We start from the raw sequence: 24,530 nt of genomic DNA, 5'->3' as shown, positions 1-24,530 counted from the left end.
AAATCAGTGGTGAATCAGAATGTGGTTTTCATGGTCAGGTACACCGCACCACGGTCTTCGGTCGTGGCACCGCCTCCGGAAAAGGCCGAGTAGCCCCCGGCGTAACAGGCGTAGTTTTCGTTGCCGCTGAAAGCGTTCGGGGTCGAACCGTCGCCGCCGTTCGGGCCGGTACTGACGCCACTGTTGTTGCACTTGTCGGTCTTGCCGAAGGAGTCCACGTACTTCAGGTCGACGAAGTATTTGTTGTACACAACGGCGCCCACGCCCAAGGCGTAGTTGCCGGTGTCCTTGGCGCCGCCGCCGGAGACCGGCGAGACACCGGCCAGGCCGACGTTGACCGACATCGGCGCGTTGAGGTCGACACCGGGGAACACCTGGTACCAAGTCGGTGTGAAGTTGACGGCGATACCCCAGTTGTCGCGGGTCGGCGCGTCGATGCCGTGATAGGAATCGTTGCCCTTGTAGAGCGCCGAGTTCTTGTTATCGAGCTTGAGCAGGTTGCTGTAGTACAGCTCGCCCAGCAGCGTCGCCGAGTCGAAGACCGGGGTTCTCGGCAGGGTCATCAGACCGTTGAGCGTCCAGTGCAGGGTGTCACCGGTGGCGGCCATGCTGTCGCCACGGCGCGGGGTGTCATAGACCACGCCACTGTCGGCAGTACGCGGAGGCAACAGGCCCAGGCCTTGACCCAGTCCCAGCGGATCGGTCGAGCTGACAATTGCCGGGATACTCGCCAGTGGCATGTTGTGGCGCATGTTCAGGTCGGAGCCGACACTGACGCCACCGACTTCCTTGGACAGGCTCAGGCCGAAGATCTGGATGTCGTCGCCGTAGGCCAGTTGATAGCTGGCGGTGTTCAACGAGTTGAGGGTGTTGACCACCGAGCCGAGGGTCCCGGCACGGGTGCCGTTGGGGTTGGCCGCGGAAATGCCGGTGGCCGTCAGGTAAGCCTGGGGCAGGATGTCCGAGGTATTACGGAAGTAGACACCCAGGGTGCCGTCCAGCCAGGCTGGCGACCACTTGGCCATGACGCCCCAGTCACCGCTGCTGTGCGGCGTCAGGTCCTTGCCACGGACCACGTTGGTCAGGGCGTTGCACGGTGCCAGGCCGCAACCCAGTGCCGGTGCGCCGGACGGGCTGTTGGTGTTGCCCAGCAGGAACGATTGCGCACCGAAGCCGACCAGGTCGGAGCCGCCGTAGTAGGTGCCCGCTTCCGGCAGACGCGCGGCATCCCAATCAAGGAAGTACTGGGCGCCCACGGTCAGTTCCGGGTTGATGGTGAAGGTCATCGACACCTGCTCGCGCGGTACGAACAACTCCTTGGCTTCGGTACCCGGCGACGCGGCAAGCTTGGCCAGGTCGAGACCGGACTGGCCGTAGCTGACCGAATGCACCGGGTTGAGGATGGTTTCGCCCCAGAACACGTTGTGCTGGCCGGCCTTGACGTTGAGCATCGACTCTTCGCCGATCTCGGTGCTGTAGAACACGAAGGCGTCGAGGATTTCACCGGATGGACCGCTGTAGTAACGCTGGGCGTAGTTGCTCAGGTGCGGGCTGCCATTGCCGACGTTGTCCCGGGTGACACCACCTAACCCTGGACGGGTGTCGTTCTTGACCAGGCCCGAGACGTCGCCGTTGCCGTTGACGAACGGGTTGGAGTTCGAGCCGGTGTTGTCATAGGCCTTGTCGTACCAACTGGCGGCGCTGACGCGAAAACCCATGGCATTCTTGTAGACCACGTCCATCTCGGTCAGCAGATCGATACGGTTGGTGATGTTGGTGCCGGCCTTGCGGAAGTTGTAATCGCCGTCGTTGTTGTTCGGCGTGCCGAGCATGCGTTTGTCGGCACCTTCGGTGCGGACGCCGTAGTTGTATTTGACGGTGTTATCCAGACGCGCCGACCAGTCGGGGTTGCCCAGGTCGAGTTCTACCGCATGGGCGGTCGGCACGATTGCAGCCAGGACGGCCGAAGCGAGCAAGCTGTAGCGCGAAGCCGTGAAACGATGATTCTTGTTGTGCATTGCGTTGTCTCCGCCTTTTTGTATTTGTTTTAAGCGCAGCCGCCCTCACGCAAACCTCTTCGGGTGTGCGTTTTCAGGTGTGAGGGCAATTACCGGTTGGCGTGATGCCAGCCCGGTTCCTGTATCAGCGGTCCAGCTTCAGGATCAGTGCCTCGGCTTGTGCCCAAGGGCCAAATCCTGCGGCCGGATTGAGATGACCGACATCGCCCAGGTTGAGCAATTCGGCGCCCCAGCCTTCGGCCAGGTGGGTGGCCGCCGCGAGGCTGGCCAGGTGATCGTTGGTGCTTGCGGCGACGATGCTCGGAAACGGCAGCGGGCCTTTGGGTAACGGGTTCCAGCCCTGACTGCGCAGGGTCTCGGAGGACGGATAGTTGGCCGGCCAGACCGCATCGAGGTCCGGTGGTGCCGCCAGCAAGGCGCCCTTGATCGGACGCTGAAATTGCGCCGCCCAATGGGCGACCATCAGTACACCGGCGCTGTGGGCCACCAGAATCACTGGCCCGTCGATCTGCTCAAGTTCATGCTGAATGGCGCGCACCCGTGCCTGGCAGTCGAGTTTGTCGGTCTCCAGTGGCGCAACACTGCGCACTTTCGAAAGCCGTTGTTCAAGCAGCGTCTGCCAATGCTCGGCGACGTGCTCGCGCAGGCCCGGCACGATCAGAACGGTGGCGGCAGTTTGCAGTTTATCCACGTCAGCACCTTCACTTTCTCGATGACTCGACTGGCTCTATCGCCAGAGTCTTTTTGTTGTGTCGACATTAAAGAGCGCCCACCCGGGTCGCTTTACATTGGACGTCAGGCACTTTTCTTTTGATGACAAATTGCCGGGCGCTGGTCAGGGGCGACCGCTGGTCGAAAAAACCCGTGGACAGGTGCAACTCCCCTGTAATCAACGGATGGAGGTCGATCACCTGATCCCGCGTGGCTCTTCGAGGCGGCCAGGGCGCGCAAATCCACTACGCTGTAACAACTGTTCAACGGTCGGCGTGCTGGCTATAGTCGCCACGCTCACGCCCATCTCCATCGGCCCAGAGAAGCCCTACGCATGCCCAAGCTTGTTCGCGCCGCCGTCTTGACCAACTACCTGGAGGTCACCCAGTACCTGGGTTTCAACCCACGCGACGTATTGAACGCCGTCGGCCTGAGCCGAGCTCAATTGCTGGCTCCCGAGCACCGCATCCCCATCGATGCCGCCGTGCGCCTGCTGGAAGACTCGGCTGTCGCCAGTGGCTGCCAGACCTTCGGCCTGAGCATGGCCGAGTCGCGCCAGCTCTCGGACTTCGGCGTGGTCAGCCTGCTGCTCAGCCACCAGCGCACCCTGCGCGATGCCCTGCAGGTGGTGGTCAACTACCGGCACTTGATGAACGACTCGCTGGCGATCTTCATTGAAGAGGCCGGCAAGATGGTGATCATCCGCGAAGAAGTAGTGACGGAAACCGCGATGCCAAGCCGCCAGGCCACCGAGCTGGCCATCGGTGTGATGTTCCGTCTGTGCTCGGCGTTGCTCGGCTCACACTGGCATCCGTACAGCGTCAACTTCATGCACCAGGCGCCGGACAACCTGCACCTGCATCGTCGCCTGTTCGGTTGCAACCTGGAGTTCGGCAGCGAGTTCAACGGCATCGTCTGTCCGGACATCAGCCTCGACATGACCAACCCCAATGCCGACCCGGCCATGGCTCGCTACGCGCAAAGCTACCTCGACTCGCTGCAAGGCCATCAAGGCACCTCGATGCTGTTCGAAGTGCGCAAGGCCATCTACCTGCTGCTGCCCATGGGCCGCGCCACCATCGAACAGATCGCGCAGAGCCAGGGCATGAACGTGCGCACCCTGCAACGCCGTCTCAAGGACGATGGCTGCGCCTTCAACGACGTGATCAACGACGTGCGCCGCGACCTGGTGCTGCGCTACCTGGACAACCCCAACTACTCCCTGAGCCGTATCGCCGACATGCTCGGCTATTCGATGGCGAGTTCGTTTACCCGCTGGTTCATCACCCAGTTCGGCATGCCGCCGGCGAGCTGGCGGGCGCAGAAGCAAACGAGCCCCCCCCCTCTCGGCGGTCCGAAAGAGCTCTGAATCCACCGGGCAAAAAAATGGCGACTGCTGGGTTCAGTCGCCGTAAAGGACCGGTGTGGCTGACACCGGTCCTGAGCCGCACGGCATGAGGAGTCAATAGCGTGCGGCCCTGCCATAAAACCATTGTCGGTGACGGGTTCAGAGCCCCCAGTGCAGCAGCAAGAGCACCAGCACCACCAAAAACACAGTCTCCCCGACCATCAGCAGAATCGGCTTGATCCCCACCGCCGCCAGTTCGCGCAGGCGGGTTTTCATGCCCAGGGCGCTGATGGAAATCACCAGGCACCAGCGTGACAGTTCGTTGATCGAACCCTGCACCACCGGCGCGACCCAACCCGTGCTGTTGATGCACGCCAGGATCAGGAAGCCGACGGCGAACCACGGCAGCAAGGGTGGGCGTTTACCGGTCGGGTCGGCGCCCTGCAGGCGGGTGATCATCGCGGCGGTGACGATCACCGGTAGTAGCATCGCCACGCGCATCAGCTTGACCACGGTGGCCGTGTCACCGGTTTCGGTCGACATGCCATAACCGGCACCGACCACCTGGGCGACGTCGTGGATGGTCGCGCCGAGAAACACCCCGGCCACTTGCGGCGACAGTTCCAGGTACTTGGCGATCATTGGATAGACGATCATCGCCAGGGTCGACAGCGCCGAAACGCCGATCACCGTGAACAAGGTCGCACGTTCTTTCTGCGGGTGATTGGGCAAGGCCGCCGCCAGCGCCAACGCCGCCGAAGCGCCACAGATTGCCGTGGCGCCGCCGGTGAGCAAACCGAACAAGCGCTGGAAGCCCAGGGCCTTGGCCGCCACCACCGATACGCTGATGGTCACCACCACCAGAATCACCACCAGTGCAATCGGCTTCCAGCCCAATGCCGCCATCTGTTCCAGGGTGATGCGCATGCCCAGCAACGCCACGCCGATGCGCAACACCGTACGTGCGGTGAACTCGACACCGGCCTTGCACGGGCCGTCGTCGGCGAGAAAATTCAGGGCCATGCCCAGCAGCAAGGCAAACAGCATGACCGGCGCACCGTAGTGCTCGGACAAAAAGGATGCAGCCGCCGCCACGATCAGGCTGACGATAAAGCCCGGTGCCAGTTCGCGCGTGCGACTGTGGATACGGGTCAGGGCAATGGCGCTCATGGCGCGGACTCCTCGGATTCGATGACGATGAACGCCTGGTCGTCGATGATCTCGACCGGGTAGCTCGTGACTTTTACCGCTTTGGAATTGAGCAGGTAGCCGCTGTGCAAATCGAAGCGCAAACCATGGGCGCAGCACTGAATCACCCGCCCGTCCAGACGCCCGCCACACAAGGACGCACCCTGATGCGGGCAACTGTCGTCGATGACAAACAACTGCCCGTCGACGTTGAACAGCGCCAGGCTCTTGTCTTCGAATTCGAACAGCGCGCGGCTACCCGCCTGCGGGCGCTTGCCGGCAGGAATGCGGATACGCCGGGTCATGCCGACTGCTGCTCGCGTTCGCTTTCCTTGAGCGCCTCGTTCATGGCCGCGAGCAACGCCTGGGCAGGTTGCGCACCGACCACCACGCGGCGACGGTCGAACTGGAAGCTCGGTACACCACTGGCGCCGCCAGGCGTACCTTCGAACGGCGTGCCGTCGCCCTTGAGAACATCGTCCAGGCCATGGCTGTCGATGCCGCAGGAATTGGCAATGGCCAGCAAGGTGTCGCGGCACCCGAGGTTTTCACGCCTCAGGAAGTACGCGGAGAACAGCCGTTCAAGCAACATTTCCCGCTGGCTGGCATTGCCGGTCATGCTGACGTGCTCGAACAGGCGATGGGCGTCGGCGGTGTTGGGCATGGTCTCGATGCGGCTCAGGTCGATGGCCAGCCCCACTGCTTCGGCAGCACGCTGTACTTGCGCCTGACGCATGGTCATGGCGTCGGCGTTACCCAGGCGCTTGAGATAGAAATCGGCAAAGGGCTCACCTTCTGCCGGCAACTGCGGCAGCAACTGCACGCCATGCCAGCGCGTGGTGATCTGCACATCCGGATGACGACTGCGGAACTGCACCTGGGCATGCTCCAGCTGGCGTTTGCCGATCAGGCACCAGGGGCAGATGAAATCGAAAAACACATCAATACGTAAACGACGACTCACAGCTTCACCTCTAACCCGGCACTGCCAACGGGGTCGGCAAGGCTCTGGCCGTTCAGCCGGGCAATATCTTTGTGGTAATGACACTTGGCGTAAAAGAACACCGCGGCAGCGGCCAGGCCGACCAGGGGCACCAGTTGAAACGCGGCATGCAGACCGATCAGGTCAGACACCCGACCGGTGATGAACGGCCCCGGCGCCAGCCCCAGCATGTTGTTGGCCAGGGTCAGGGTGGCGAACGCCGTACCGTGGACCGAGTAATGGGTCAGGTTGGCAACCATCGCACCGGCGGGGCCGGTGGTGCCGGTGGCAATCAACATGCCCAGGCAAATCAGCAGCAGTTGCACGGGACCGGCCTGCAAGGCAAAGGCCGCCGACAACAGCAGGCAACTACCCAGACAGAAACCGATGGCCAGGGCGACCTTGCGCTCCGGCGAGTTGCGGCACAGGCGGTCACTGAGCATGCCGCACAGGATCATCCCGGCGCCGCTGCACAGCACGATAATCGCCGCCATGGCGCCGGCCTTGTCGGTGGGCATGTCGTAGTAGCGATTGAGGTAGCTGGGAATCCACACCATCACCGTGCCGCCAACGAACAACTGCAAACCGCTGCCAACGTAGGTAGCGATCACCGAACGGCTGGAAAACAGCGTGCGCAACGGGCGCGTGACCGAGGCGGCAGCCTTGCTGGCAACTTGCGCGGCACGTTGCGGGGCAATGCGCCGTTCCTTGACGATAATCGGGTACAACACCGCCAGTGCCAGGCCAAACAAGGCCATGCCGGCGAACGACCAGCGCCAGCCCAGCTTCGCCGCAATCGCCCCGCCGAGGGCCATGCCCAGCACCGAGCCGAACATGCCACCGGCCATGAAGGCGCTGGCCAGGGTCGCGCGCATGTGTTTCGGGAACACCGAGATCACCACGGCAATGCCGACGCTGCCATAGGCCGCTTCACCGACGCCGACCATGAAACGCGCGACGAACATCTGTTGATAGTCTTGCGCCAGTGCGCAGCCGAGGGTGGCCACACTCCAGAGAAAAGCCATCAACGCCAGGCTTTTCACCCGGCCAAAACGGTCTGCCATCAATGACAGGGGAATCGTCAACAGGCCGACCATCAGGGCGACGATGCCGCTGAGCAGACCGAGCTGGCCGTCGCTCAATACCCACTCGCTCTTGAGCAGCGGGAACACCGCGTTCAGCACCTGACGCGACATGTAATCGGAAATCAACAGCCCGAACGTCAGTGCAAAGACAATCCAGGCATAAGGACGTGCAACGCCGACTCCGCTGACATCATCATCGCCGGCAGTCATTGGATGAAAGGCCATGCAGCCTCCTCGAAGCTTTGTTTTATTGTTGTTATCAAGCGTTTTTGAGTCACGCAGACGCGGTCACGGCCGCGCCTGCGCGCTCTCGGTCAGCCGCGTTGCGGCACACCTTTCTGCCCGGCCTTGCGGTTCGGGGCCATGCCGTTGGCCAACAGCGTTTCTTCGACGCTGTTGTACTTCACACCAATGCGATAGATCTCCCGGGCCTCTTTGCCGGTGGCAATTTCGCGACCCAGCTCGTGGGCGATGCGCACGGTCTGCTGGATCTGCGCCACGGAGCCGAAACGATCGCCCTTGTGATCAATGATAGTGTCTTCGTTGCCAACACGCGGGTGCATGCCCATGGCCATGGACATGGTGTTGAACGGCATCACGTTCTTGAGCAGCGATTCGGAGGTCAGGGTGCAGCCATCCGGCGCGCGGTGGATGAAGTTGAAGAAGTTGAACGGGTTCGGGCCGTCGAAACCGCCACCGATGCCGATCCAGGTCAGGTTCAGCGGCCCCATGTACACACCACGGCGGACCAGGCGCTCGAGGGTTTCCAGGGCGTGCATGCCGGTCAGCTGGAAGTGCGGCTGGATGTTGTTGTCCATCAGGCGCTTGAGGTGCTCGGCGACCCAGGCTGGCCCTGCCGGTACGGTCATTTCGCTGTAGGCGGCATGGATCAACGGGTTATCCAGGGAAGTGCCTTTGAGGTACTCCGGATACAGCAGCTCCATGATGTTCATTTGCGTGGTGTTGATCGCCACGGTGACCTGATCCGGTTTCGGTGTCAGTTCGGCCAGCATGTGGCGGGTGTCATCGGACAACCACTTGGCCGCTTCGCCATCGCTTTCCGGCGCGAAGGAAATCGACCCGCCGACCTGGATGATCATGTCCGGCACGGCTTCGCGCACACCGGCGATCAGCTCGTTGAATTTCGACAGGCGCTTGGAGCCCTTGCCGTCCAGCTCACGCACGTGCAAATGCAGCACGGTGGCGCCGGCTTCGTAGCAATCAACGGCTTTCTGGACTTGCTCGTCCATGGTCAGCGGGATGTCTTCGGGGAAATCTTCGGGCATCCATTCCGGGCCGTACGGGGCCACGGTGATGACCACTTTTTCCATGTTTTCGGGGTGCAGGGAATCGTCGAAGAATTGCATGGTTTACTCCAGTTCTTATGATTGTCCCGCCCACCCGGGGTCGAGCCGGGCAGGCGTGCTTACGAGAGTTAATGCAGAAGGGGTGGATCAGTAGGTCTTGTCGCCGATGATCCCGGCGCGCTCCATCTTGCGATGGCACGGCGGGTAGTCCATGACAGCGTAATGCTGGGTACTGCGGTTGTCCCAGATGGCGATGCTGTTGGGCTTCCAGCGCCAACGTACCTGGTACTCAGGGATGTACGCCTGGCTGATCAGGTAACGCAGCAACTCGCCGGCACCGGGGTTGGCGTCCTGGCCGAAACGCACCCGGTCCGGGGTGTGGTAGTTGCTGAAATGCGTGGCGAAAGCGTTGACGAACAGCACCTTCTCGCCGGTTTCCGGGTGGGTGCGCACCACCGGGTGTTCGGCGTCCGGGTACATCGCCTTGAGCGCCAGGCGCTTTTCCAGCGGCATGGCCGCACCGAAGCTGGCTTCGATGCTGTGGCGGGCGCGCAGGTCGGCGATCTTCAGCTTGACGTCGTCCGGCAGGTTTTCGTACGCCAGGACCATGTTGGCCCACATGGTATCGCCGCCCACCGGCGGGCACTCCACGCAACGCAGCACACAACCCATCGGTGGCGCATCGCGCCAGGTGGCGTCGGTGTGCCAGGCGTTCTCGTAGCGGTCCATCGGCTGTTCGGGGTTCTTGTAGATCCGTACCAGGCCCGGATGCTCTGGATCGCTGCCGGCTACCGGATGGTCTTCCAGCTCGCCAAAGCGGCGGGCGAAAGCCACGTGCTCGGCGCGGGTGATGTCCTGATCGCGCAGGAACACCACGCGATGCTTGAGCAACTGCGCGCGGATTTCGGCAAACAGGTCGTCGTCATGCACCGCGTCGGCCAGGTTGACGCCGATCAGCTCGGCGCCAATGCTGCAGGTCAATTGTTCGACTTTCATGGCTGGCCGCTCCTTAAATGACGAAAATCGACGAGCCAGTGGTCTTGCGTGATTCAAGGTCGCGATGGGCCTGCACCGCGTCCTGCAGGGCGTAGTGCTGGTTGATCTCGATCTTGATTCGACCGCTGCCGACGTGGTCGAACAGCTCGCCGGCCAGGGCGGCTTTTTCCGCCGGGTCGGCGATGTAGTTGGCCAGGGCCGGACGGGTCAGGAACAGCGAACCTTTCATCGCCAGCAACACCGGATCGAACGCCGGGATCGGTCCGGACGCAGTGCCCACGCAGACCATCAGGCCACGGGGTTTCAACGAATCCAAAGAGCCCATGAAAGTGTTCTTGCCAACGCTGTCGAACACCACGTTGACGCCCACACCGTCGGTCAGTTCGCGAACGCGAGCAGCGACGTCTTCATGGCTGTAATTGATCGTATGGTCGCAACCGTGAGCCCGGGCGATTTCGGCCTTTTGCTCGGTCGACACGGTGCCGATCACGTTCAAACCGAGCAGCTTGGCCCACTGCGAAACGATCAGGCCGACACCACCGGCAGCGGCGTGCAACAGGATGCTGTCGCCGGCTTTGAAATCGTAGATACGGCGCAACAGGTACGAAGAGGTCAGGCCACGCATGGTCATGGCGGCAGCGGTTTCGAAGCTGATGGTTTCCGGCAGCTTGATCAGCGGCGCGGCGGGAATCAGGCGTTCGGTGCTGTAGGCGCCGAGGGTGTTGAGGAAACCGGTGTAGGTCACGCGGTCGCCGACTTCGACGTTGGTCACCCCTTCGCCGACGGCCTGGACTACGCCCGAGGCCTCGACACCCATGCCGTTGGGCATCGGGATCGGATAGGTGCCATTGCGAAAGTAGGTGTCGGCATAATTGAGCCCCACCGCCACATGACGCAGACGGACTTGCCCCGGTCCGGGCTCCCCGACCTCAACGTCTTCGTAACGTAGAACCTCGGGACCACCGGTTTCATAGAAGCGAACGGCTTTGGCCATTTTTTCTTATTCTCCAATCTGCAATATGGGCGTGTTGCATCGAATTGCGCTGATTGGACTGTAGGACGCGGCCTGTTGAGGTGCTTCTCATCAGACGACAATGGCTTTTCATTTCATGACAGGTTGCGGGGCGCCCTCCAGGGTATCCGGGGTCTTGGTTTTCGGTGTGTCAGCCGGGGCCGTGGTCTTGGCCTCGCCGAAGCCGGCCTTGGCGTTCTCGGCCTTGGTCTTGTGGATATCGCAGCCCTGCATCTCGCTCATCTGGGTGCAACCGGACTTCTCCAGTTGCTTGCGGTACTTGTCGCTGATGGCATGGGCCGGGGACTGGACCAGCAGGAGCATGGCCAAGGTCGGCAGCAGGATTTTGTTCATGTTTCGCTCTCCTCGACCGCAACATATGTCGCAAAAACTCACTCTAGCCTGTCCTGCGGGCAGCTGCGCTATCATCCCCCGCCTCAACGCCCCAGAGTCTGGAATCCGGATGCCCGTCACGTTGCCACTGCCCAATACTCACTCAGCCCTGCCGCCGGTCCTGGTCGGCCCGTTGCTGCGGCGCATGGAGCCGACGCGCCTGGTGCTGTGGCTGGTGGGGTCGCGGGCGCTGGATCTGACCTTGCAGGTACAGGGTGTCGGCGATATCCGCCTCGATAACGGGCAATGCACGGTGATTGCCGTGGGGGCTCACGCCTTTGTGCACCTGATTGATGTGCAGCTGGACAGCGCCCTGCCCCGGGACGAATTGATCGAGTACGACCTGCTGATCGACGCTCAGGCAAACGGCATCGCCGAATGGGCGCCGCACTTGCTGTATGGCGAGGCGCGGCGCCCGAACTTCGTGTTGCGTTCACGCATCGATCAGTTGCTGCACGGGTCCTGCCGCAAACCCCATCACCCGGCCGCCGATGGCTTGCTCTGTGTCGACCGGTTGCTGGCCGCACAACATGCTGCCGAAGACCGCCCGGCCTTGCTGATGATGACCGGCGATCAGGTCTACGCCGACGATGTCGCGGGGCCGATGCTGCGCGCGATTCATGCCCTGATCGAACGTCTTGGCCTGTTCGGAGAGCACCTCGAAGGGGCGGTGGTCAGCGACAGCGCGAAACTCTACGAACACCCGGCCAGTTACTACCACCGCGCCGATCTGTTGCCGGCGCTGGAGAGCAACGAAACCTTGCGCGAGCGGTTTTTCGGCGGTGCGCGCAAGCCGATTTTCACCAGCAGCAACGCCGACAATCACCTGGTGACCTTCGCCGAAGTCATGGCCATGTATCTGCTGGTCTGGTCGCCCACCGCCTGGACGCTGATCACCCCGCAGGCGCCAGCGCTCAACGCGCAACGGAGCCAGCGCTATGCACTGGAGCAGACCCGCCTCGATGCCTTCCACTCGGGGCTCGGCCAGGTGGCGCGGGCACTGGCGCATTTGCCGACGCTGATGATGTTCGACGATCACGACATCACCGACGACTGGAACCTCTCCGCGCAATGGGAACAAACCGCCTACGGCCATCCGTTCTCCCGGCGCATCATCGGCAATGCGCTGATCGCCTACCTGCTGTGCCAGGGCTGGGGCAACAATCCGGATGCCTTCGATGCCGTGCTGGCCAAGGCGGCTGCCTTGAGCACCAGCGAGCATGACGGCCACCTCGACAAGCGGGTTCAGGACGATCTGATCGATGACCTGCTGAAATTCCAGCAGTGGCACTACGTGCTGCCGGCCACCCCGGCCCTGGTGGTGATCGACACCCGCACCCGACGCTGGCGCAGCGAGATGAATCTCAAGCAGCCTTCGGGCCTGCTCGACTGGGAGGCCCTCAGCGAACTGCAACAGGAACTGCTCGACCACCCCAGCGCGATCATCGTGTCACCGGCGCCGATCTTCGGCGTCAAGCTGATCGAAACGGTGCAACGGGTGTTCAGCTGGTGCGGTTATCCGCTGTTGGTGGACGCCGAAAACTGGATGGCCCATCGCGGTGCGGCGCAGGTGATCCTGAACATTTTCCGTCACTCGCGCACGCCGGGTAACTACGTGGTGCTGTCGGGCGACGTGCATTATTCGTTTGTCTATGAAGTGCTGATCCGCCATCGCCAGGCCGGCCCGCGTATCTGGCAGATCACCAGCAGCGGCATCAAGAACGAGTTTCCCCGGGCCTTGCTGGAGTGGTTCGACCGTCTCAATCGCTGGCTGTACTCACCGCGCTCACCGCTGAACTGGCTGACCAAGCGGCGGCGCATGCGCATCGTCCCGCATGTGCCGGAACACGCCGAGGCGGGCGAGCGCCTGTGGAACTCGGCCGGCATCGGTCAGGTGTTTTTCAATGATCAGGGCCAGCCGCAGGCGATCTATCAGCACAACGCCAACGGCGCGCCGAAGACGCGCATGCTGGCCCCCGAACACCAGGACTGACTACTTGCGGTAGCAGGCCAGGCCGTTGCCCAGGTCGACTTCCAGGCACTCGTTTTTAACGTTCAGTTGCAGGGTCTTGAAGATGTCGGAGAGGTCGCGCAATTGCGCCTGGTTGACCTTCACGTCCCACATCAGGTCGAGGCTGCGACTGTCAGGCGTGACGTCGAACCATTGCGGGTTGGCATCGGCCGCCGATTTCACCCCCAGTTTCTGCAGGCTCTTGCCGGTCGCAACGGGTGTGAGCAACTGCTTCTGCTGTGAGTCGGTCCAACGCTCTGTCGCTTGCGTACCGTCGCTGAACGACCAGAAGATATCCACAGGCTTGATCGGCGGGGGCTCGGCGGCAACCCCGTAGTTCATCGACAGGATGTAGCTGTCCTTGATTCGCGTCAGTTCTCGCGGGGCATTGCGCAAATACTGCTGTGACTGGGCGAGATTGAATTCTTGCGGCTTGTCGTAGCTCATCTGCCCGTTCGCGCGATCGACCTTCCAGTCCAGGGTCAGTGTGCGGGTCTGCGGATCAATGGCAAACCACTGCACCGGCTGATCCCCGGCGGCCTGGAAGCCGACCCGGGTCAGGCTGCGCTGCTCGGAAAAAGGCAGGTACAGGCGCCGGGCCACGGAGTTGTTCCATTGCAATCGGGTTTCGGGCCCTTGATTGAATTCGAACACCACGGTCACCGGGGCAATGGTCGGCACCGGGCTTGAGCGCGCATAACGCAGGTTCAGCACATAGTTGCCTTGTGCCTGTTTGCTCGCGACGGGGTCTGTCAGCTCAGCCAGACTGCGGCTGCGGCTGAGGTCGAACAGCAGGTTTTCCGCGGGTGGCTCAACCACATCACTGGTCAGCTTCAAGGTATCGCCGACCTGTTGCCAGTGCCCCTTGGCCGAACCTTGGGCGCCGGCGTATTCGATCATCGCACTGAAGGTGTTGTCCGGCTCCAACAGCAGCCGCGAGTTGATTTCCCGCGCTTGCAAGGTGTATTGCCCGGGAATGCCTGGCGCCTCGGTGGCGGCCATTGCGCCTGAAGCGATGCCCATCGCCATGAGTAACACAATTCGAACTTGCACCTGTTGGAGCTCCTTGCCCTTGAGTGAGCGTCGATTCTGCGGGTTCCGCTGACAGGACTCCAGCGAATGCAGATGAAACTGCGAAGCCTAGCCGGCATCTGAGTATTCGTCTGCCACACTGCGAACGAAGAGCTCGGAGGGAACGCCGTTGTTCGAACACATGGATTTCAACTACCTGCTCGCCACCTACGGCTACTGGGCGGTGTTCCTCGGTTGCCTGATCGAGGGCGAGACCATCCTGCTCCTCGCCGGCATGGCCGCACACCAACACCTGCTGCAACTCTGGCCGGTGATCGGCTGGGCGAGCCTGGGCGGGATGCTCGGCGACCAGATACTGTTCTGGACCGGGCGCTACTCCGGCGCCCGCCTGTTGCCGCGACTCAAGCGCAAACAGGCGGCCATCGAGCGGGTGACCAAACTGATCCATCGCTACCCCTCGACTTCGGTGTTCGCCGTACGCTTCCTGTACGGCATGCGCCTGGTCGGACCCATGGTGATCGGCGCCAGCGGCTTGTCGCCGATACGCTTCAGCCTGCTGAACGCCTTGGGCGCCCTGGTCTGGGCGACGGTGATCGCCAGCGCCGGCTACTGGGCCGGGCAAGCGCTGGAGAGCTGGCTGGGCAACCTGAAACCCTATCGATTGCCCATCGCCCTGGGGGTGCTGGTGTTGGCGCTGGTGATCGCGCTGGTTCGGCACTGGCGGGCGAAGGTCAAGGCGAGGAGAGTCGGGTGAACGCGGAAACGGAATTGGACTACACCCATTACGGAAACGTCTCGATGAGGTTTCTACGATACTCGGAGCGAATCTTGATGCGCCCCTGCGCTATGACCACTCGGAGATATTACCTTGTCATCCTGTACTCATTTCTGTACGTTCTTTGCATCCAACGAGGACTACGCCATGCAAACCATTAATTACACCACTGCACGAGCGCATTTGGCGGAAACCATGGATCGCGTCAATGAAGACCGAGCGCCGTTACTGGTAACCCGCCAGAAAGGCGAGCCCGTGGTAATGATGTCACTGGCGGAATACAACGCTCTGGAAGAAACCGCCTATCTGCTGCGCTCCCCGGCGAACGCCGAACGCCTGATCAAATCAATAGGCAACTTGCGAGCCGGGAAAACCAAGTCCAGGCAACTGATCGAAGAATGAATATCGAGTTCACGCCAGAAGGCTGGGACGACTATCTATGGTTCCAGCAGAACGACAAGGCCGGGCTTAAACGAATCAATTTGCTGATCAAAGCCATTCAACGCGACCCCTTCAACGGCCTGGGCAAACCAGAACCGCTCAAACACAACCTGAGCGGCTTCTGGTCACGACGGATTACTGCTGAGCATCGGTTGGTCTACACGGTTGAAGACGGCGAGCTACGGGTCGTGATGTGCAGGTACCACTACTGAGGCTCATCCCAAGTTGGTGTCAGCACCGCACTCACCCCTCTGACAATCATCTCCACCTCCCGCTCATCGATGGTCAGCGGCGGCAGTAAGCGGATGACTTGCCCACGCGTTACGTTGATCAGCAGACCGTGATCCCGCGCGGCGATCAGGCTCAGGTCGCGGATCGGTTGCTTGAGTTCGATGCCAATCATCAGCCCCTGCCCGCGAAGCGCCGATACGTTGGGGTTGTCCGCCAGCTCTGTGCGCAATCTGCCGAGCAGTCGTTCGCCTTGCAGCCGCGCGTTGTCCAGCAGGCCTTGCTCTTCGATGATGTCCAGCACGGTGCAACCGACCCTGCACGCCAGCGGATTGCCGCCGAAGGTGCTGCCGTGGCTGCCGGGGGTGAACAGTTCAGCCGCCTTGCCCCGGGCCAGGCAGGCGCCGATGGGCACGCCGTTGCCCAGGCCTTTGGCCAGGGTCATGACATCGGGCACGATGCCTTCGTGCTGGAAGGCGAACCACTGGCCGGTGCGACCGATGCCGGTCTGGATCTCGTCGAGCATCAACAGCCATGAGCGCCGGTTGCACAGTTCGCGCACCGCCTTGAGGTAACCCGGTGGTGCCAGCTGCACACCGCTCTCGCCCTGAATCGGCTCCATCAGGATGGCGACGATGCGCGATCCATGGGCCTGTTGCAGCGCCTCCAGTGCCTTGAGATCGCCAAAGGGCACCTTGAGGAAATCCCCCGGCAACTTGTTGAAACCCAGGCGCACCGCCGGGCCGTCGCTGGCCGACAGGGTGCCGAGGGTACGGCCGTGGAAGGCATTTTCCATCACCACCACCAGCGGCTGTTCGATGCCTTTGTGCCAGCCGTACAGCCGGGCAATCTTCAGTGCAGTCTCGTTGGCTTCGGCACCGGAGTTGTTGAAAAACGCCCGGTCCATGCCCGCCAGCCGCGTCAGTTTCTGCGCCAGTTGCTGTTGCCAGTCGATGCTGTAGAGGTTGGAGGTGTGCAGCAGCAGCCCGGCCTGTTCGGTGATGGCGGCGACGATTTTCGGGTGGGAATGGCCAACGTTGGTCACCGCCACGCCCGCCACCGCGTCCAGATACTCGCGCCCGGTCTGATCCCACAGGCGTGTGCCCAGACCCTTGTTGAAACTCAGGGCCAGGGGTTGGTAAGTGCTCATCAGGCAGGCGGCGGTCATGGCATCAGGCTCCAGCAAGGTCGGTGTCGTGCCAGTATGGTTAGCCAGCAGAACTGGATAAACTCGGTAAAACTTCAATCATTTTAAAGTCAGGCTTGATAATGGATCTGTTCCAGGCAATGACCGTTTACGTCCGGGTGGTAGAAGCCGGCAGCATGACCGCCGCCGCGTTGCAGTCCGGCATGTCCACGACCATGGTCGGCAATCACCTCAAGGCCCTGGAGCAGCGCCTGGGCGTGCGCTTGCTCAACCGCACCACCCGCCGGCAACGCCTGACCGAGTTCGGCGCGGCCTACTATCAGCGCTGCCTTGAAGTGTTGGGGCTGGTGGAGGATTCCGAGCGTCTGGCAGAGCAGGCGCTGGACGAGCCCGGCGGCACCCTGCGCATCACCGCGCCGCTGACGTTCGGCACCGAGCGCCTGGCCCCGGCCCTGAGCGAATTCAGCCTGCAGAACCCGCGGGTGAAGCTCGACGTGGTACTGACCAACCGCCGCCCGCTGTTGCTGGAAAACGACCTCGACGTGGCGTTTCGCCTCGGCGCACTGGAGCCCTCCAGCCTGATCGCCCGGCCGCTGATCGACTACACCCTGACCATGTGCGCATCGCCGGACTATCTCGCACGCAAAGGCACCCCGGAAAAGCCCGAGGATCTGCAACACCACGACTGCCTGTCCTTCGCTTATCCGGCCGGGGACGACTGGCAATCGGCGGTCAAGGAATGGCGTCTGATCGGCCCGAACGGTGAAGTCAGCGTGACGGTCAGCGGACCGATGCTGATCAACAGCTCGGCCGGTCTGCATCAGGCCGCGCGCACCGGCATGGGCATCGTGACGATGCCCGACGCCCTGGTCGAACAGGACTTGAGGGACGGCAAACTGGTGGCGCTGATGCCGCAATACCTGCCACCGAGCCGCCCGCTGCACCTGATTTACGCGCAGGATCGCTACCGTTTGCCGAAACTGCGTCGTTTCGTCGACTTTGCCATGCAGATGTGGGGCAAGCACTAGGCGATTGGATCCACCTTGCACTACTCTGCCGACTGATGAGTCAGGTTTATCGACGACAGGGAGAGCCTTGATGGGGGAAGCATCAAATATCGAACCGCTGAAGTTCGATGTGGCGGACATGAACGACGGCGTGCTGCATGCGCTGATGGAGCTGATCAGCGACGGCATCTGGGACTGGAATGCCAACACCGGCTACGTCTACCGCACCGCACGCTGGTACGAAATGCTCGGCTACACGCCGCACTCCCTGGATAACAACGTGCTGACCTGGGAGAACGTCATTCACCCCGAGGACTATCCACGGGTCATGGCGGCGTTCGACGACTACCTCAGCCAACGGGCAGACGGTTATCAGGCCGAATACCGCTGCCGCATGCACGACGGCAACTACCTGTGGATCGAGGATCGCGGCCACATCCTGGCGCGCAATGCCGACGGCTCAGTGGCACGGATGATCGGCGCACACCGCAGCATCGAAGACTCGAGACGCCTGTTCGAAACCCTTGAGCGGCGCAATCACTCCCTCGAAGCGCTGATTGAAGAACGCACCCGCGAACTGTCACGGGTCAACCGGCAACTGCAATTGCAGCTCGAAGAAAACCGCCGGCTGGCCGAGACCGACACTCTCACCTCCATCGCCAATCGCTATCGCCTCGAGCAGGTCCTGCCCCAGGCCTGTGATCGGGCGCAACGCTTCCGCGAACCGTTGTCGCTGATCGCCATGGACATCGACGACTTCAAGACCATCAACGATCACTACGGCCATGCCATCGGTGATGCGGCGTTGACCCACGTGGTCGAGAACATCAAACGATTCGTGCACGACGCTGACCTGCTGGCACGCTGGGGCGGCGACGAGTTCATCCTGATCCTGCCCAATACTTCGTTGACCGAGGCCAGGCTGCGCGCCGCCGAAATCCGTCAGGGCCTGGAGGACCTGATGACGGTGGGTGACTTCCAGGTGACCATGAGTTTTGGCGTGGTCGAGCGTTTTGATGAGGAACAGCAGACCGGCTTGATGGCGCGCTCGGATCGGGCGTTGTATCAGTCGAAAATCGCTGGCAAGAACATCATTTCGGGGTGAGCGTCACCGGCGCTCACCCCGCCCGCCTTCACATCTGCGCCTTCACCAGCACCGGTTGTTCCGAGTAACGCTGCGGGTAAAGCTGTTTCAATTGCGCCACTTTTGGCAAATCGTTGATCACGATGTACGGATAGGTCGGGTGCTCGGTGAGAAAGTCCTGATGCTCTTCTTCGGCCGGGTAGAAACCGTTGAAGGATTCCAGTTTGGTCACGATCGGTTTGTCGAAGGCGTGGGCTGCGTCGAGCTGGGTGATGTAGGCCTGCGCGACCCGTTGCTGCTCGGGGCTCTTGATGAAAATTGCCGAACGGTACTGGGTGCCGCTGTCCGGTCCCTGGCGGTTGAGTTCGGTCGGGTTGTGCGCCACCGAGAAATAGATTTGCAACAGGGTGCCGTAGCTGACCTGGCTCGGGTCGAAGGTCACTTCCACCGATTCCGCATGCCCGGTATTGCCGTCGCTGACCCGCTCGTATTGCGCAGTATTGGCCGCGCCCCCGGCGTAACCGGACACGGCATTTTTTACGCCTTTGACATGCTGGAACACGCCCTGCACACCCCAGAAACAGCCACCGGCGAACACCGCGGTTTCGCTGTGGGCCTGGGTGCTTTCGTCGAGGGCCGGCGGCGGCAGTTTCACCGCGTCTTCAGCCCCGCCAAAGGAGAACGCCGACACTTGCGTGATCAGACCGGCAGCGGCCAGACCCAACAGGGTACGACGCCAGGTGAAGAGGATTTTCATGAAGCACACTCCTGAGACATTGAACGGCAATCAGCCGAAAGTGAACGCGTAGGCGGATGCGCCCGGATCGAGAAACTCGATGCTGAAGGTGCGGTCCTCGACACCGCCGCTCTGGCGAACCAGTTGATACAAGCGCTGGTCAGTGACCGTGCCGCTGCCGTCGGGCGCCACATCCATGCCGTGGTCATTGCCCGGCGCCTTGCCGTCGATCAGCACTTTGAAACGTACTGGTTTGCCATCGGCACCCGGGCCCAGCACCAGGTGCAGGTCACGGGCGTGAAAGCGGTAGACGATGCGGCAGGCCGGCGCACTGGCGGTGGCCCGCTCCGCGCCGACGTGCCACTGGCCGCCGAAGCTCCAGTCGTTGAGAGCCAATTGTTTCGGCGGGTTGTAAGCGGCGACCTTGTCCGGCACCAGCGCGGTGTCGGGGACGAAATGCTCGGCACGCTGGTAGCCAACGTAGGTTTCCGGCGACTGCACCTCGTTACTGTCCGGCGCCATCTGCACACCGTCGGCCTTGGCATTGATCAGGCCGTCCGAAACCTTGGAGCCGGCTTCGCGCAGCAGTTGCTGGATGACCCGCTCCGACTCGTCGTAGGCGCCCTCACCGAAGTGATGAAAACGAATACGCCCCTGAGCATCGGCGAAGTAATGCGCCGGCCAGTACTGGTTGTCGAACGCGCGCCAGATCTTGAACTCGTTATCGATGGCCACCGGGTAGTTGATGCCCAGTTCCTTCATGGCTTTGCTGACGTTGTCGACGTTACGCTCGAAGGCGAACTCGGGAGCGTGCACGCCGATTACCACCAGCCCTTGATCGCGGTACTTCTCGGCCCAGGCTTTAACGTAGGGCAGCGAGCGCAGGCAGTTGATGCAGGAGTAAGTCCAGAAATCCACCAGCACGACCTTGCCCCTCAAAGCCTGGGCATCCAGTGGTGGCGAGTTGAGCCATTGCACAGCGCCATCCAGCGGCGGCAGCTGGCCTTCGACCGGCAAGGTGCCCGGGGTTTTGTCTGCCACCGTCATGGCGCCTTCGCTGGCCGGAATCTGCACTGCTGGCGATTCCGTGTTGCGCGGCGACTTGCCACTCAGTTTTTCCACCAGTGCCTGTTCAATGCCGCCGGTCGACGCTGTGGAAAACTTCGCCAGAATGCCGGTATCCAGCCCCAGGGCAATGGCCGCGACACCGGCCAGCATCGCCGCGCCCAGGCCGCGACGAACCCACTCGCCGGCGCCGATGGAGCGTTTCATCGCCGTGAAGACCTTGCCGCCCAGCAACAGCGCCAGGGCAAGCGAAGTGGCAGCACCGGCGGCATAGGCCAGCAACAGCAAGGTGGTTTCAATGCTCGCGCCTTGCAGCGCTGCGCCGGTCAGCAACAGGCCGAGGATCGGCCCGGCACAGGGTGCCCACAACAGGCCGGTGGCCACACCGATCAGGAAAGAGGCCCCCGGGCGCGGCCGCGAATCAGCCCCTGCCGCCTCGGACAAACGACTGCCCGCCGCCACCAATGGCCGGGTCAGGCGTTCAGCCAGTTGTGGCAGCAACAGGGTCAAGCCGAACAAGGCCACGAACACCAGCGCCAGCCAGCGCCCGTACTGGTTGAGCTGCACCACCCAGCCACCGCCCACCGCTGCCAGCGTTGCCACCAGGGCGAAGGTCAGCGCCATGCCCACCAACAGCGGCAGACCGCTTTTGACGAAGGGTTGCCCGGTGCGGGCAAAGACGAACGGCAGGACCGGCAAGATGCACGGGCTGACAATCGTCAGCACACCACCGAGATAGGCGAGGACCAGAAGCCACATGGCAAATACCTGCGAAAAAGTGAGTGAAGAAAATCAGGCGGTTTTCGCGGCGAACTTCATCGCCAGGCCATTCATGCAATAGCGCAGTCCGGTCGGCTTCGGACCGTCGTCGAAGACATGGCCCAAGTGACCGCCACAACGGCGGCAGTGCACCTCTTCGCGGACCATGCCGAAGGTGCGGTCCTGACGGGTCGCCACCGCCTTGTCCAGCGGCGCCCAGAAACTTGGCCAGCCGGTACGGCTGTCGAACTTGGTGTCGGAGGAAAACAGCGGCAGGTCACAACCGGCGCAGGCAAAGGTGCCGGCGCGGTGCTCGTCGTTCAGCGGGCTGCTGTAAGCGCGTTCGGTGCCCTCCTCGCGGAGAATGTCGTACTGCTCGTCGCTGAGGATGGCGTGCCATTCCTGATCGCTGTGGGTCACTTCGAAAGCCTCTGCTGCATCGGCCTGGCTGATCAATACGCTGCCTGTGGAAAACTTCGGCAGCAGGCCGAACGCCAGGGCGACAACGCCCAGACCGCCGCTGGCGAACAAAAAGTGCCGGCGTGAAAATCGTTTTGCGAACATGGCTGCCTCCAAAAGACCGGGGGGTGTTTCATGGAACTCAGCCTAGGCTTTGGGGGATCGCCAAATCCTCACGGGAAGTTAAACAATTCGTGATAACTCGCCTCGGGAAAAACCCGCACAATGCCTATCACCGGAACGGCACCTGACACTTCCTGCTCGCGATAGCAGTGTGTCAGCCGCCATGAATACTGGATCTGAAACCGCCATCGCGAGCAAGCTCGCTCCCACACTGACAAAAGCATGGCCCAGAAGGATTGCACCGGATGGAACAGAGCAAACGCGTACTCGTGGTCGAAGACGACCTGCACATCGCCGACCTGATCTGCCTGCATCTGCGTGATGAGCAGTTCGAGGTGGTGCACAGTGCCGATGGCGACGAAGGCATGCGCCTGCTGCAACAGGGCAACTGGGATGCACTGGTCCTCGACCTGATGCTGCCCGGCGTCGACGGCCTGGAAATCTGCCGCCGTGCCCGAGCCATGGCGCGCTACACGCCGATCATCATCACCAGTGCCCGCTCCAGTGAAATGCACCGCATCGTCGGCCTCGAACTCGGCGCCGACGATTACCTGGCCAAACCGTTTTCCATGCTGGAGCTGGTGGCACGGGTCAAGGCGTTGCTGCGCCGGGTCGATGCCATGGCGCGCAATCTGAAGATGGACGCCGGCAGCCTGATCATCGATGGCCTGAGCATCGACCCGATCACCCGGGAAGTGGCCCTCGACGGCCGGCGCCTGGACCTGACGCCGCGGGAGTTCGACCTGCTGTACTTTTTCGCCCGCCAGCCCGGCAAGGTGTTTTCGCGCATGGACCTGCTCAACGCTGTGTGGGGCTACAGCCACGAAGGCTACGAGCACACGGTCAATACGCACATCAATCGCCTGCGCGCCAAGATCGAAACCGACCCGGCGCAACCGGTGCGCATCCTCACGGTGTGGGGCCGCGGCTACAAATTCGCCACCGGCGAGGAGCAGCAGCCATGAGGCTGACCCTGACGCAACGACTGTCCCTGGTGTTCGCCGTGTTGCTGCTGGTGTGCTGCGGCACGTCGGCGTGGTTGCAGGTGCGCTCCAACCAGATGCACGAGCAGGAAGTGGTGCAAGGCCTGTCCCGCGACCTGGCGCAACACATCGCCCGGGACACCGTGTTGATGGACACCAAGGGCCTGATGCCCAACGCCGTGCGCGACCTGTTCAGCCAGTTGATGCTGGTCAACCCGAGTGTCGAGGTGTACCTGCTCGACACCGAGGGCAAGATTGTCGGCAGTGCCGCCCCCGAAGGCCGCATTCATCGCGAGCGCATTGACCTGGCACCGGTTCAGCGTCTGCTGCGCGGCGATGCCTTGCCGATTCTTGGCGACGATCCGCGCAGCGTCGATGCGCGCAAGGTGTTCAGTGCCGCCCCATTGAAGGTCGACGGCAAACCCGCCGGTTATCTGTACGTGGTGCTGCTGGGCGAAGACCACGATCGCCTGGCCGAGCGCGGCGCCACCAGTGCAGCGCTTAACACCGCATTGTTGTCCATCGCCCTGGTCGCCCTGCTCTGCCTGATTGCCGGCCTTACTGCCTTTGCCCTGATCACCCGGCCTTTGCGACGCTTGACCGAGACTGTCAGCCAGTTCGACATCGACGGTGTGCCGGTCACGCCGGCGTTGCCGGTCGCCGTGGAAAAAGCCGCCAGTCACGATGAAATCGCCGTGCTCGACGCCGCCTTCCGGCAGATGCAGGCGCGGCTTGGCGAGCAATGGCGAACGTTGACCCGCCAGGATCAGGAACGTCGCGAGCTGGTGGCGAACATCTCCCACGATCTGCGCACGCCACTGGCGTCGCTGCACGGCTATCTGGAAACCCTGTCGCTCAAGGACGCCTCGCTGTCCCCTGCCGACCGCCGTCGTTACCTGGGTATCGCCCTGGACCAGAGCCGCAAGGTCGGTGGCCTGGCGCAATCGTTGCTGGAACTGGTGCGCCTGGAGCACGGTTTTGTGCAGCCGATTCTGGAGCGCTTCTCGCTGACCGATCTGGCCCAGGACATCTTCCAGAAATTCGAGCTGACCGCCGAGGCGCGCAAGGTCGAGCTCAAGGCGACCTTCGCCCCGAATGTTTCACCGGCCTGTGCCGACCTGGGGTTGATCGAGCGGGTGCTGACCAACCTGTTCGACAATGCCCTGCGCCATACGCCGCAGGGTGGCGAGGTGGAACTGGACTTGCGACCGCGTGGGGCGTTTATCGACGTCACCGTCAGCGACAGCGGACCGGGGATTGCGCCGGAGTTGCGCGAAGGGCTGTTTTTGCGGCCGTTCAATATCGGCGGTGCACGGCGTGATGGCGGGTTGGGGCTGAGGATTGTGCATCGCATCCTGCAATTGCATGGCTGCGAGATTCAGTTGGTGGAGGTGCCGGGGCGTGGGGCGACCTTCCGGTTTTCCTTGCCGATCGATGAGGACACGGCGACGGCGCTGGCGGTGCGCTCGATGAACCTCAACACACCGCGGCCGGCCTGAAAGTCTGAGGTGCCTGACACTCCGTTATCGCGAGCAAGCTCGCTCCCACATTTAATCCGCATCGCATCCGGATACGGTGTTCACTGAACTTCACTGTGGGAGCGAGCTTGCTCGCGATGGCGCAGGCCCAAACAACCGATT

Annotated in this window: 24 protein-coding genes; 9 read left to right on the top strand and 15 right to left on the bottom strand. The window is 62.2% G+C overall.

All coding sequences use genetic code 11. The annotated features are described in order from the left end of the window. Positions 1-14: 14 nt before the first annotated feature. Together EIY72_RS22030 and EIY72_RS22025 are read right to left on the bottom strand one after the other, a co-directional pair. The gene (locus EIY72_RS22030) at positions 15-2,018 is read right to left on the bottom strand and encodes a DUF1302 domain-containing protein (protein ID WP_093226598.1); all 2,004 of its coding nucleotides are present in this window, start codon (positions 2,016-2,018) and stop codon (positions 15-17) included. A gap of 124 nt (positions 2,019-2,142) precedes the next feature. Then, positions 2,143-2,709, bottom strand: coding sequence for an RBBP9/YdeN family alpha/beta hydrolase (locus EIY72_RS22025; RefSeq protein ID WP_093226601.1), 567 nt, complete (start codon positions 2,707-2,709; stop codon positions 2,143-2,145). Between the two features lie 354 nt (positions 2,710-3,063). Between EIY72_RS22025 and EIY72_RS22020 the strand changes: the two genes are divergently transcribed. Next, positions 3,064-4,098 (top strand): AraC family transcriptional regulator, encoded by a 1,035-nt coding sequence (locus tag EIY72_RS22020; protein ID WP_093226603.1) that lies wholly within the window; start codon positions 3,064-3,066, stop codon positions 4,096-4,098. Between the two features lie 138 nt (positions 4,099-4,236). Here EIY72_RS22020 and EIY72_RS22015 read toward each other — a convergent pair whose 3' ends face one another. From EIY72_RS22015 to EIY72_RS21980, 8 genes are all read right to left on the bottom strand, one after another. Next, the gene (locus EIY72_RS22015) at positions 4,237-5,247 is read right to left on the bottom strand and encodes a YeiH family protein (RefSeq protein WP_093226606.1); all 1,011 of its coding nucleotides are present in this window, start codon (positions 5,245-5,247) and stop codon (positions 4,237-4,239) included. Continuing rightward, positions 5,244-5,570 carry a Rieske (2Fe-2S) protein gene (locus EIY72_RS22010; RefSeq protein ID WP_093226607.1) on the bottom strand — a complete coding sequence of 109 codons (327 nt, stop codon included), beginning with the start codon at positions 5,568-5,570 and terminating at the stop codon, positions 5,244-5,246. The genes EIY72_RS22015 and EIY72_RS22010 overlap by 4 nt, the downstream gene beginning before the upstream one ends. Continuing rightward, positions 5,567-6,229: a DsbA family oxidoreductase gene (locus tag EIY72_RS22005; RefSeq protein ID WP_093226608.1), complete on the bottom strand. Its 663-nt coding sequence runs from the start codon at positions 6,227-6,229 to the stop codon at positions 5,567-5,569. Before EIY72_RS22005 ends, EIY72_RS22010 begins: the two co-directional genes overlap by 4 nt. After that, positions 6,226-7,557 carry an MFS transporter gene (locus EIY72_RS22000; protein ID WP_093226609.1) on the bottom strand — a complete coding sequence of 444 codons (1,332 nt, stop codon included), beginning with the start codon at positions 7,555-7,557 and terminating at the stop codon, positions 6,226-6,228. Before EIY72_RS22000 ends, EIY72_RS22005 begins: the two co-directional genes overlap by 4 nt. A gap of 89 nt (positions 7,558-7,646) precedes the next feature. Continuing rightward, the gene (locus EIY72_RS21995; RefSeq protein ID WP_093226610.1) at positions 7,647-8,699 is read right to left on the bottom strand and encodes a beta-keto acid cleavage family enzyme; all 1,053 of its coding nucleotides are present in this window, start codon (positions 8,697-8,699) and stop codon (positions 7,647-7,649) included. An 87-nt stretch (positions 8,700-8,786) separates the two neighbouring features. Beyond that, positions 8,787-9,635 (bottom strand): TauD/TfdA dioxygenase family protein, encoded by an 849-nt coding sequence (locus tag EIY72_RS21990; RefSeq protein ID WP_093226611.1) that lies wholly within the window; start codon positions 9,633-9,635, stop codon positions 8,787-8,789. A gap of 13 nt (positions 9,636-9,648) precedes the next feature. Next, positions 9,649-10,629 (bottom strand): quinone oxidoreductase family protein, encoded by a 981-nt coding sequence (locus EIY72_RS21985; protein ID WP_093226612.1) that lies wholly within the window; start codon positions 10,627-10,629, stop codon positions 9,649-9,651. Positions 10,630-10,737: 108 nt separating this feature from the next. Beyond that, positions 10,738-11,001, bottom strand: a complete 264-nt coding sequence (locus EIY72_RS21980) for a hypothetical protein (RefSeq protein ID WP_197678885.1) — start codon at positions 10,999-11,001, stop codon at positions 10,738-10,740. Positions 11,002-11,110: 109 nt separating this feature from the next. Between EIY72_RS21980 and EIY72_RS21975 the strand changes: the two genes are divergently transcribed. Next, positions 11,111-13,033 (top strand): alkaline phosphatase D family protein, encoded by a 1,923-nt coding sequence (locus EIY72_RS21975; protein WP_093226613.1) that lies wholly within the window; start codon positions 11,111-11,113, stop codon positions 13,031-13,033. Here EIY72_RS21975 and EIY72_RS21970 read toward each other — a convergent pair whose 3' ends face one another. Further along, positions 13,034-14,104: a hypothetical protein gene (locus EIY72_RS21970; RefSeq protein WP_132680170.1), complete on the bottom strand. Its 1,071-nt coding sequence runs from the start codon at positions 14,102-14,104 to the stop codon at positions 13,034-13,036. It lies immediately after the preceding gene. Between the two features lie 148 nt (positions 14,105-14,252). Here EIY72_RS21970 and EIY72_RS21965 point away from each other — a divergent pair, with 148 nt between their 5' ends. From EIY72_RS21965 to EIY72_RS21955, 3 genes are all read left to right on the top strand, one after another. Continuing rightward, positions 14,253-14,837, top strand: coding sequence for a DedA family protein (locus tag EIY72_RS21965; RefSeq protein ID WP_093226615.1), 585 nt, complete (start codon positions 14,253-14,255; stop codon positions 14,835-14,837). A gap of 168 nt (positions 14,838-15,005) precedes the next feature. After that, entirely contained in the window at positions 15,006-15,260 is a 255-nt protein-coding gene (locus EIY72_RS21960; protein WP_093226616.1) for a type II toxin-antitoxin system prevent-host-death family antitoxin, read from the top strand. Then, positions 15,257-15,511, top strand: a complete 255-nt coding sequence (locus tag EIY72_RS21955; RefSeq protein WP_093226617.1) for a Txe/YoeB family addiction module toxin — start codon at positions 15,257-15,259, stop codon at positions 15,509-15,511. The genes EIY72_RS21960 and EIY72_RS21955 overlap by 4 nt, the downstream gene beginning before the upstream one ends. On the opposite strand, the gene EIY72_RS21950 is transcribed toward EIY72_RS21955, so the two are convergent. Next, complete coding sequence (locus EIY72_RS21950) at positions 15,505-16,695, bottom strand: aspartate aminotransferase family protein (protein ID WP_093226618.1); 1,191 nt, start codon at positions 16,693-16,695, stop codon at positions 15,505-15,507. The genes EIY72_RS21955 and EIY72_RS21950 overlap by 7 nt on opposite strands. Positions 16,696-16,796: 101 nt before the next feature. On the opposite strand from EIY72_RS21950, the gene EIY72_RS21945 reads away from it, so the two are divergent. Then, positions 16,797-17,702, top strand: a complete 906-nt coding sequence (locus EIY72_RS21945) for a LysR family transcriptional regulator (protein ID WP_093226619.1) — start codon at positions 16,797-16,799, stop codon at positions 17,700-17,702. Between the two features lie 70 nt (positions 17,703-17,772). Beyond that, positions 17,773-18,786, top strand: coding sequence for a sensor domain-containing diguanylate cyclase (locus EIY72_RS21940; protein ID WP_093226620.1), 1,014 nt, complete (start codon positions 17,773-17,775; stop codon positions 18,784-18,786). A 28-nt stretch (positions 18,787-18,814) separates the two neighbouring features. Here the strand turns inward: EIY72_RS21940 and msrA are convergent, their stop codons facing one another. The 3 genes from msrA to msrB are packed head-to-tail and all read right to left on the bottom strand — an operon-like array spanning position 18,815 to position 21,889. Next, positions 18,815-19,522: a peptide-methionine (S)-S-oxide reductase MsrA gene (gene msrA, locus EIY72_RS21935; RefSeq protein WP_093226621.1), complete on the bottom strand. Its 708-nt coding sequence runs from the start codon at positions 19,520-19,522 to the stop codon at positions 18,815-18,817. Between the two features lie 30 nt (positions 19,523-19,552). Further along, positions 19,553-21,325 carry a cytochrome c biogenesis protein DipZ gene (locus EIY72_RS21930; RefSeq protein WP_093226622.1) on the bottom strand — a complete coding sequence of 591 codons (1,773 nt, stop codon included), beginning with the start codon at positions 21,323-21,325 and terminating at the stop codon, positions 19,553-19,555. Positions 21,326-21,358: 33 nt separating this feature from the next. Then, a complete protein-coding gene (gene msrB, locus EIY72_RS21925; RefSeq protein ID WP_093226623.1) occupies positions 21,359-21,889 on the bottom strand; it encodes a peptide-methionine (R)-S-oxide reductase MsrB in 531 nt (176 codons plus the stop codon). 263 nt (positions 21,890-22,152) lie between these two features. Between msrB and EIY72_RS21920 the strand changes: the two genes are divergently transcribed. Then, positions 22,153-22,872, top strand: coding sequence for a response regulator transcription factor (locus EIY72_RS21920; RefSeq protein ID WP_093226624.1), 720 nt, complete (start codon positions 22,153-22,155; stop codon positions 22,870-22,872). After that, the gene (locus EIY72_RS21915; RefSeq protein ID WP_093226625.1) at positions 22,869-24,389 is read left to right on the top strand and encodes a sensor histidine kinase; all 1,521 of its coding nucleotides are present in this window, start codon (positions 22,869-22,871) and stop codon (positions 24,387-24,389) included. Before EIY72_RS21920 ends, EIY72_RS21915 begins: the two co-directional genes overlap by 4 nt. The last annotated feature ends 141 nt before the right edge of the window (positions 24,390-24,530 follow it).

The sequence above is a fragment of the Pseudomonas vancouverensis genome (assembly GCF_004348895.1).
Taxonomy (GTDB): domain Bacteria; phylum Pseudomonadota; class Gammaproteobacteria; order Pseudomonadales; family Pseudomonadaceae; genus Aquipseudomonas; species Aquipseudomonas vancouverensis.
Note: the sequence above shows the minus strand (reverse complement) of the source record. Positions and strands in the feature narration are given on the sequence as shown.